Source organism: Acidimicrobiia bacterium (assembly GCA_016650365.1).
Lineage (GTDB): Bacteria > Actinomycetota > Acidimicrobiia > Spongiisociales > JAENVV01 > JAENVV01.
This window is the reverse complement of the sequence record JAENVV010000208.1, coordinates 1-6,888: the sequence shown is the minus strand read 5'-3', so window position 1 is coordinate 6,888 and position 6,888 is coordinate 1. Positions and strand designations below refer to the sequence as shown.

General features: G+C 61.2%; 8 protein-coding genes. 4 read left to right on the top strand and 4 right to left on the bottom strand.

Annotated elements, in window-relative coordinates:
* On the top strand, positions 1–205 hold a 205-nt coding region (locus tag JJE47_12625), incomplete at its 5' end, for a hypothetical protein (GenBank protein MBK5268270.1).
* A 78-nt stretch (positions 206–283) separates the two neighbouring features.
* On the opposite strand, the gene JJE47_12620 is transcribed toward JJE47_12625, so the two are convergent.
* The 4 genes from JJE47_12620 to JJE47_12605 all read right to left on the bottom strand — a co-directional run bounded on the left by JJE47_12620 (position 284) and on the right by JJE47_12605 (position 4,299).
* On the bottom strand, positions 284–1,804 hold the full coding sequence (locus JJE47_12620) for a hypothetical protein (protein MBK5268269.1): 1,521 nt from the start codon (positions 1,802–1,804) through the stop codon (positions 284–286).
* On the bottom strand, positions 1,801–2,316 hold the full coding sequence (locus JJE47_12615; protein ID MBK5268268.1) for a shikimate kinase: 516 nt from the start codon (positions 2,314–2,316) through the stop codon (positions 1,801–1,803). The genes JJE47_12620 and JJE47_12615 overlap by 4 nt, the downstream gene beginning before the upstream one ends.
* 13 nt (positions 2,317–2,329) lie before the next feature.
* Positions 2,330–3,103 (bottom strand): hypothetical protein, encoded by a 774-nt coding sequence (locus JJE47_12610; GenBank protein MBK5268267.1) that lies wholly within the window; start codon positions 3,101–3,103, stop codon positions 2,330–2,332.
* A 386-nt stretch (positions 3,104–3,489) separates the two neighbouring features.
* On the bottom strand, positions 3,490–4,299 hold the full coding sequence (locus JJE47_12605) for a hypothetical protein (GenBank protein MBK5268266.1): 810 nt from the start codon (positions 4,297–4,299) through the stop codon (positions 3,490–3,492).
* On the opposite strand from JJE47_12605, the gene JJE47_12600 reads away from it, so the two are divergent.
* The 3 genes from JJE47_12600 to JJE47_12590 all read left to right on the top strand — a co-directional run.
* Positions 4,298–5,296 (top strand): endonuclease/exonuclease/phosphatase family protein, encoded by a 999-nt coding sequence (locus JJE47_12600; protein ID MBK5268265.1) that lies wholly within the window; start codon positions 4,298–4,300, stop codon positions 5,294–5,296. The two genes, JJE47_12605 and JJE47_12600, sit on opposite strands and share 2 nt — an antisense overlap.
* A gap of 52 nt (positions 5,297–5,348) precedes the next feature.
* On the top strand, positions 5,349–6,176 hold the full coding sequence (locus JJE47_12595; protein MBK5268264.1) for an Fpg/Nei family DNA glycosylase: 828 nt from the start codon (positions 5,349–5,351) through the stop codon (positions 6,174–6,176).
* A 126-nt stretch (positions 6,177–6,302) separates the two neighbouring features.
* On the top strand, positions 6,303–6,888 hold a 586-nt coding region (locus JJE47_12590; GenBank protein MBK5268263.1), incomplete at its 3' end, for a hypothetical protein.

Genomic DNA, 6,888 nt, shown 5'->3' with positions numbered 1-6,888 from the left:
GGAGCAGCACCTTGCCCAGCATCGACGAATAGATGACGCGTCGGCCGGCCTATTGCGTGAAGCTCGAAAGCTCGACCGGGCGGGATCGCCTGTCAGTCGTCACCTCGTGGCGGTCGACGTCGAGGCCCCCGATGGTTGGGACCAGCTAATCGCCTCCCACGAGCAATATCACCGGGACGACGGCTCGATACCCCTCGACACCTAGCCAGATTAGCCCCGCAAGGGTCATCGGCGCCCTTTCGGGACGATCAATGAGTTGAGCTGGTTTCATAACATACGAGCGTCAGCCAGACTTTCGTGTGAACGTCACGTACCTGGCGGTGAATCCATCAAGCTTTAACTGAGTGGTTTCGGGTCGGTATTCTGCCATCGTGTCGAGGGTTTCAAAGGTCTCAGACGCCAGTAGGTTGAACTCTGCGTCCACTACGACGAACCGCTCAGGAAGTTGGTCGATATCGAGGTCGATGAGAAGATGGACGTTGCCAGGCACAGCTTCGACATATCCCAGCCGAGGGTATTGCGTCCTGAACCACAGGTTGGCGCTCAAATACACTGGATCGCCAGTGGCCACGGCTCCGTCGAGGGTCCTGTCGGTAAGCAGAAGTCGGCCGACGTAGGCATTTGAGGATTCGAGTCCGACGCTCGTCGCATCGTCACGCTCGGCGAAGAACGTTCCCGACTGGTTGAAGACCATCGACCCCACCAGCATCAGACCGATGACCCCGGCGATCAGATGTCCGAAACGTCGCACGCCAATATCCCAAGCGGCGAAAAGCGTGACGGGCACGAGGATGATGAAGTACCGGGGCAGCACGTAGATAGGGACGACGAAGAGGATTGTGAAGGTATAGAAACCGACAAATAGGAGAGCTTGCCAAGCGAACAGTTTGAGTCGGAGTTCGACATCGTGACTGGGAGACCGACCAGGGCGATGCGATAGAATGCCAAAGGTCGCTGCCAGAAACAGTGCGACCGCGAGTTCCGGCATCCTCAATATCTGCACTGATGAGGATGCCAGGACGTCAGTAAGATCGCGGTTTGCCTCGCCGACAACCCCCAACAGGATCGGAATAAGGCCGACCAGGGCGGCCGGTAATAGCACGAGTATTGACCTCCGGAGCGACGCCAGGGCGGGCGGAGCCATCAAGGATGTGGCGACGATGGCGCCGAGGGGGATGATGCCACTGGCCTTGATTGAGGTTGCCAACGCCCCCCAGAGTGCGACGCGCTTCCACCGACCCGCTAGGCCGGCGTTGATGGTCAACATGCCGGCCGTGAAGATGGGGGTCTCCAGGTACATGAACCCGAGCTGGGCGTTCAGGACCGGCACGAGTGCCGTTGCCAGAACGAGCCCGGAACTGGCAGTCGGTGACCAGACGGGCCGAGCGAAGCGGTAAACCTCTCGAAGGCCGATCGCACCGATGGCCATGTGGACAAGGTGCAGCGACAGAAGAAACGTCGTTGCCGATTTCGCCAGGATCGCGACGATGCCGGTCATCCACGTGACCGGAGCCAGGGCGTAGGTTCCAGGGCCGTATTCGTACCATTGCGGCTGATAGACGAGGCCGAGAATATTGAACCCATTGTCGCTCAACCACAGGCCGCCCGGGAGGACCGCCCAACTCTCATCCCACGAGGCCGGTAGGAGCAGCGCATCGCGTTTGAGCAGGACCACCCCAGCGAACAGTCCGAGCCAACCGACGAGGCTGCGCGCAACCGGCGGCAGCGCGTCCCAGCGTCGGCGGACGCCTGAGAACTTGGGCTGTTGATTCGTTGAGGCAAGTGCTGACGTCGGGTTGCTCAAGTGGTCGCCAACCGTCTTGCGATATCGGTGGCGACCTCGAAGGCGGTCTTGCCATCGGTGACGATCATCTCGAACGAAGCGTAGCCCACCGAGCGCTCGGCGAGGAGTTCGGCGATGCGAGACATTGTGTCATCGCCAGCCAGGAGAGGCCGTTGGGAAGCGACGTGCCGGCCAATCCGGCTGAGAATGTTCTCCGGAGCCGCCACCAGGCTGAAGATGCGGCACACCGGATCGAGAATCTCGAGGACTTCGCGATCGAGCACCATCCCGCCACCGGTAGAGATCACCAAATTGGTTCGTTCGGCGAGTTCCCTGGCGACCTGGCGTTCGAGCGATCGGAAGTAGGGTTCCCCCTGTTTGGCGAAGATCTCGGGGATCGGACCGTGCTCCGACTCGATCATTCGGTCGGTGTCGAGCCACTCCCGATCGAGCAGTTTGGCCAGAAGCCGACCGACCGTTGATTTTCCGGTTCCCATGAACCCGGTCAGAACGATGTTTCTCTCGTCATCCATCAGTTGGTTGAGGCTAGTGACCCGAGGTCGTTTCGCCGACCAGGCCGTTGCGAACCGATGTGACGTCTTCAGTCAGCCTGGTTCGAAGCGCCGACAGATCGGAGGTGATCGTCACCATCCGAAATCCTCGTTCGAGCCGGTCGCCAGCGGTGCTAGACGTCGCATGAATCCCCGGCACGACGCCGTGAGCGTTGCAACGGGCCACGATCTGGTCGAGCGCCTGGAGGAACTCGGGATCGTCCGAACCCGGATGAAATCCCATGCTGATAGCGAGGTCCGCCGGTCCCACATATATCGCGGTGACGTTCTCGACCGAGAGAATCCCGTCGAGGTCGGCCAGAGCTTCGGCGGTTTCAATCATCGGAATGATGGCGATGTTGGCCTCGTTGAAGTATCCGGGTCCCTCGACGATGGCAGCTCGAGTCGGGCCGTAGCTGCGCCTGCCGAGGGGCGGATACAGAGCGGCTTCGACTGCTGCCCGGCACGCTGAAGCTGAGTTGACCATCGGGATGATCACGCCCATCGCCCCGGCGTCGAGGGCTTTACCAATGTGCTCCGGTGTGTTCCAGGGCACCCGGATGACGGCAGTCACGGACCAGGCAGTCAGAGAGGCCAGCAACGCCAGACTGTCGGAGTAGCCAATGAGTCCGTGTTGCCGGTCGATGCACGCATAGTCGAGGTCAAGTTCGGCCATGATTTCGGCGCCGATCGCCGACGGCATCGTCAACCACCATCCGAGCGCTACCCGGCCGGATTCGAAGCACTCATGAAGTGGGTTTGGTTGCACGTCGTTCCTCAAAGGTTGCGAGCTGCGGACTTTAACATCACCCTTGGAAACGACCGGTTTCCGCGTGGACTTAATGGCCGCTTAATCGACGAATTCTTCGTATACAGGACCAGGTGCGAACTGATATGGTTCGAGTTGGGAAGAGGTGTTAAGCCGTGGTTGGGAGGCCCCGTGACTGGCAGTGCTTGGCTGCCCGGTCGCATCGTTGGTCCATTCTGTGGCTGCGCAGAGAAGACGGATCCTTCTTCGGAGGTGGCGGCCAGCACCGCGCCCCTCGACGGTCAAGATCTGGTCGATAGATACATCTAGAAGAAACCACGACACGGATTATCGGCGGGTCCCCAAGCCCGCCGATAGTCGTTAACCGGCGGTGACCTCGGATTGACTCAATGGGACGGATCGATGACCGTGGCGTGCCATCCGATGACGTGGCCGTCCGGGTTGCGATACGAGATCTGAAGTGTCCCCCAGGTGTGTGGCGTGTCGGTCATCGGGATGCTCGTCGTGCCTTCGGCGAGCGCAGCCTCATAGGAGGCCGACTCGAACTGGACGAGGACGTCGCCTGTGGTGCCCGGTGGGAGCCCGAGCTGATCCATCTGCGGTGGGGTCACCTCAAGCATCCACCCGTTACCTGCCGCGCGTAATTCGACGGCCAGCTCATATCCGGTGGCGTCAAAGAACGTGGTGGCCTGGTAGATCCCGATGACCGGTTCGTCATCCGGGTTGTAACCGAGGATGCCCATGGATATGTAGGCGGTGTCGTCCTCGGACGATCGATAGAAGGTGCCCCACTGGTCGGTTCCGTCGGTACCGTCGTAGGCGACCGCCTGGTCCCAACCGATAATCCACTTCACATAGTCGAGCCCCCAGTCGAAGTCGTTCGGTCGAGCATCTTTTGAGTGGAGGGCTTCTGCGATGGCGGCTTCGGACTGGAATGGGTAGAGAGACCGGCGCACCTCCTCGACCATTGTGGTGGTGGGGCTGATGGGCGCCGGTGCAGCGGGGGTGGTCGGGGTTGCGGCGACGGTCGTCGAGGACGATGGGACCGGACGGCTGACGTCAACCGTGGAGGATTGGCAGGCACCGACAATCAGCGCAATGAGCAAGATCGACCGCATGGGTATACAACGTCGGGTTTCCCGGCGTCGTTCCTTGCCTGGCATTGGATCCCCAACGCGGTACATTGCTTCGATCATGACGTTACGGGACACCGATCCGCGTGCGCTGGTCGATCGAACGGCTGGGGTCGCCAAAACACAATGGACGCAACGGGGCGGATGGGCCTGGCTGTTCGGCGGCTTGGCGCTGGTTGCCCATGGGTTGGTGGTGGTCTCGCTGATCATGTCGACTGCCGTTACCGAGCAGATTGCGAGTCTGTTGCCACAAGTGTTTGTCCTCGGCCTGATCCTGCATGCCATGGCCGTCGGCCTGGCCAGGACCCGGCAGGCTCTGGCACGGTCGGTTGGGGCCATCGGCGTTGTCGTCGTGTTCGTGGCGCTGGTACTGGCCCCCTGGAATCAGGCCGACCGGGCTGAGGCCGGAGGACCGTCGCTGCGCCTCACGACCTATAACGCCTACTTCAAAAACGCGAAACCGCCTTCGCTTGAGCAAACCGATGTGATCGGCCTCCAGGAGATCACCAGCGCCGAGTTGGACGCGGTTGCCCGGGACATGGGCGCCAGCTTCACGTTTCTGTCTCAGTGCCAATGTACGGCCTCCGGCACCGAGGTGGGCCTCGTATCGCGTTACGAAATCACTGACGCCACGTATTTCGACGACGGAGGATCGGGTACGTTCATCCGGGCGACCCTCACCGTCAGTCCGGCCAAAACGATCGTGGCTTATGTCGCGCATCTTCCATCGCCCGAGGATCACTCTGCACGCGATCGAAGAAATCATCTCATCGACGTGATCAAGGGTGAGATTGACAAAGAGGCCGGTGATGTGATGTTGCTGGGGGACATCGGCACGACCATCTACTCCCCAACCTTTAGAACCTTGAAGAGTGATCTGAAGCTTCAGCCAGTCGATTACGGCCTCGTCACGCCCTGTTCCTGGTACGGGTACGGCCCGCTACTCTGTCTGCGAATCGACCACATCTTGATCTCCTCGGGCTTGCGGATCGTCGAGTCGTCGGTGGCGGCCGATCAGGGGTCGGACCACCGGGCGGTTTCGGCGACGATCACCTGGTAGGCCCACCTCGGCTGACCGTTACCGTCGGCCGCTGTTTACAGTGGTCCAACTCATGCCCGAAGGTCACGTCACACATCGCAATGTTCGTCTGCAGTCCGCGGCTCTCGGGTTGGGCCAGCCGATCGGGGTCTCGTCGCCGCAGGGTCGATTCCGTGAAGGAGCCGCCCTCCTCGATGGCCGTTCTCTCGAGGCGATGGAAGCTCACGGCAAACATCTTTTCTATCACTGGGAGGGCGATCAGCGGCTCCACATTCATCTTGGCCTGATCGGGAAGTTCCAGATTCATCGTGGCCCCGCTCCGACGCCCACTCCCAACACCCGGCTGGTTCTTCGCTCCGATGAGGCGACCGTGTTCCTGGCCGGCCCGATGATCTGTGATGTAATCACTCCCGACGAGGAACAGGCGATCAGGGACGACCTCGGACCCGACCCCATCTCGATGCCTCGTCGGGGCCATCAGTTCGTCGAGCGACTCCTCACCAAAAAGGTCGCCGTCGGAGCCGCCCTGCTCGATCAATCGGTGATCGCAGGCGTCGGCAACGTATATCGGGCCGAACTGCTGTTCCTGTCGGGCATCCATCCGGCGACGCCCACCAATCAACTCACCGAAGAAGCCGCGATGGCCCTGTGGAAGTTGACGGTCGTCGAGTTGCGCAGGGGAGTCGAACTCGGTGACATTCTCACCGTGAAGCCTCGCGACATCGGGGTGCGCTCCCGGATAGGCCTCACCAGAGAGGAGGGAGTGTACGTATATAACCGGGGAGATCTGCCCTGTCACAGATGTGGCACTCTCGTGCGACTCTCCGAGGTCGGGGGCCGCAAGATGTGGCACTGTCCGGTCTGTCAGCCCCAACATAGGCCGATGGACCTACCGAGCTGACGCGCTCGGTGACAAATGGATCTGTATCGCCACGAGATGTGGTGAGAAAAATTTCTCAAATGAATTCGGACAAGAACACGGATATGCCTAGGGTGGTCCATACCCCCTAGTTGAGAAGCTTGCTGGATGAAATCTCTACTTGGTGGCGAGGCGCTGCGTAGAGCCCTACTGGCCGTTCTGATCGCAGCCGTCGGCGCCCTAGTCATTACGACCCGCAGTGTCGACCCCGCTCCAAAGTCACAAGCGATGGTCGCCAAAGCGCAGCCTGTCACCACAACCACGACGCCCGATGTGCGTCCTTCCTTCAAATCTCCCGCATTCGTTACCGTCGTCATCGTCGACATACCTGATGTGACCACCACCACCCGGGATTGGCGCTCGATCGGCGGGCTGGTCGTCACCGAAGATCCCGATGCGCTTCTGGCCCATGCCGACAGCCAACTGCACCAGCTGCAGGGCCCGATCAACCCCGCCGACGGCGAACTCACCTTGACCAGCATCCCGGCAGAATCGGCTCCCGAGTCGACTTACGGGCCGCTTACGGCCCAGCCTGCGGAGGTCCCGCCACCGGCCGATGCGCCTCCGTCTACGACGACGCCACCTACGACGACGCCTCCCTCGGACCCGCCACCGGCAACGACGACGACTGCACCGCCGCCCACCACCACGACCACGGCTCCGGCCGGGGGATATGTGTCGGGCGGAGATGAAT

Coding starts and splice junctions, on each gene's coding strand:
- JJE47_12615 (MBK5268268.1), bottom strand. CDS start 2,316: ATGGATGACGAGAGAAACATCGTTCTGACCGGGTTCATGGGAACCGGA.
- JJE47_12600 (MBK5268265.1), top strand. CDS start 4,298: ATGACGTTACGGGACACCGATCCGCGTGCGCTGGTCGATCGAACGGCT.
- JJE47_12605 (MBK5268266.1), bottom strand. CDS start 4,299: ATGATCGAAGCAATGTACCGCGTTGGGGATCCAATGCCAGGCAAGGAA.
- JJE47_12595 (MBK5268264.1), top strand. CDS start 5,349: ATGCCCGAAGGTCACGTCACACATCGCAATGTTCGTCTGCAGTCCGCG.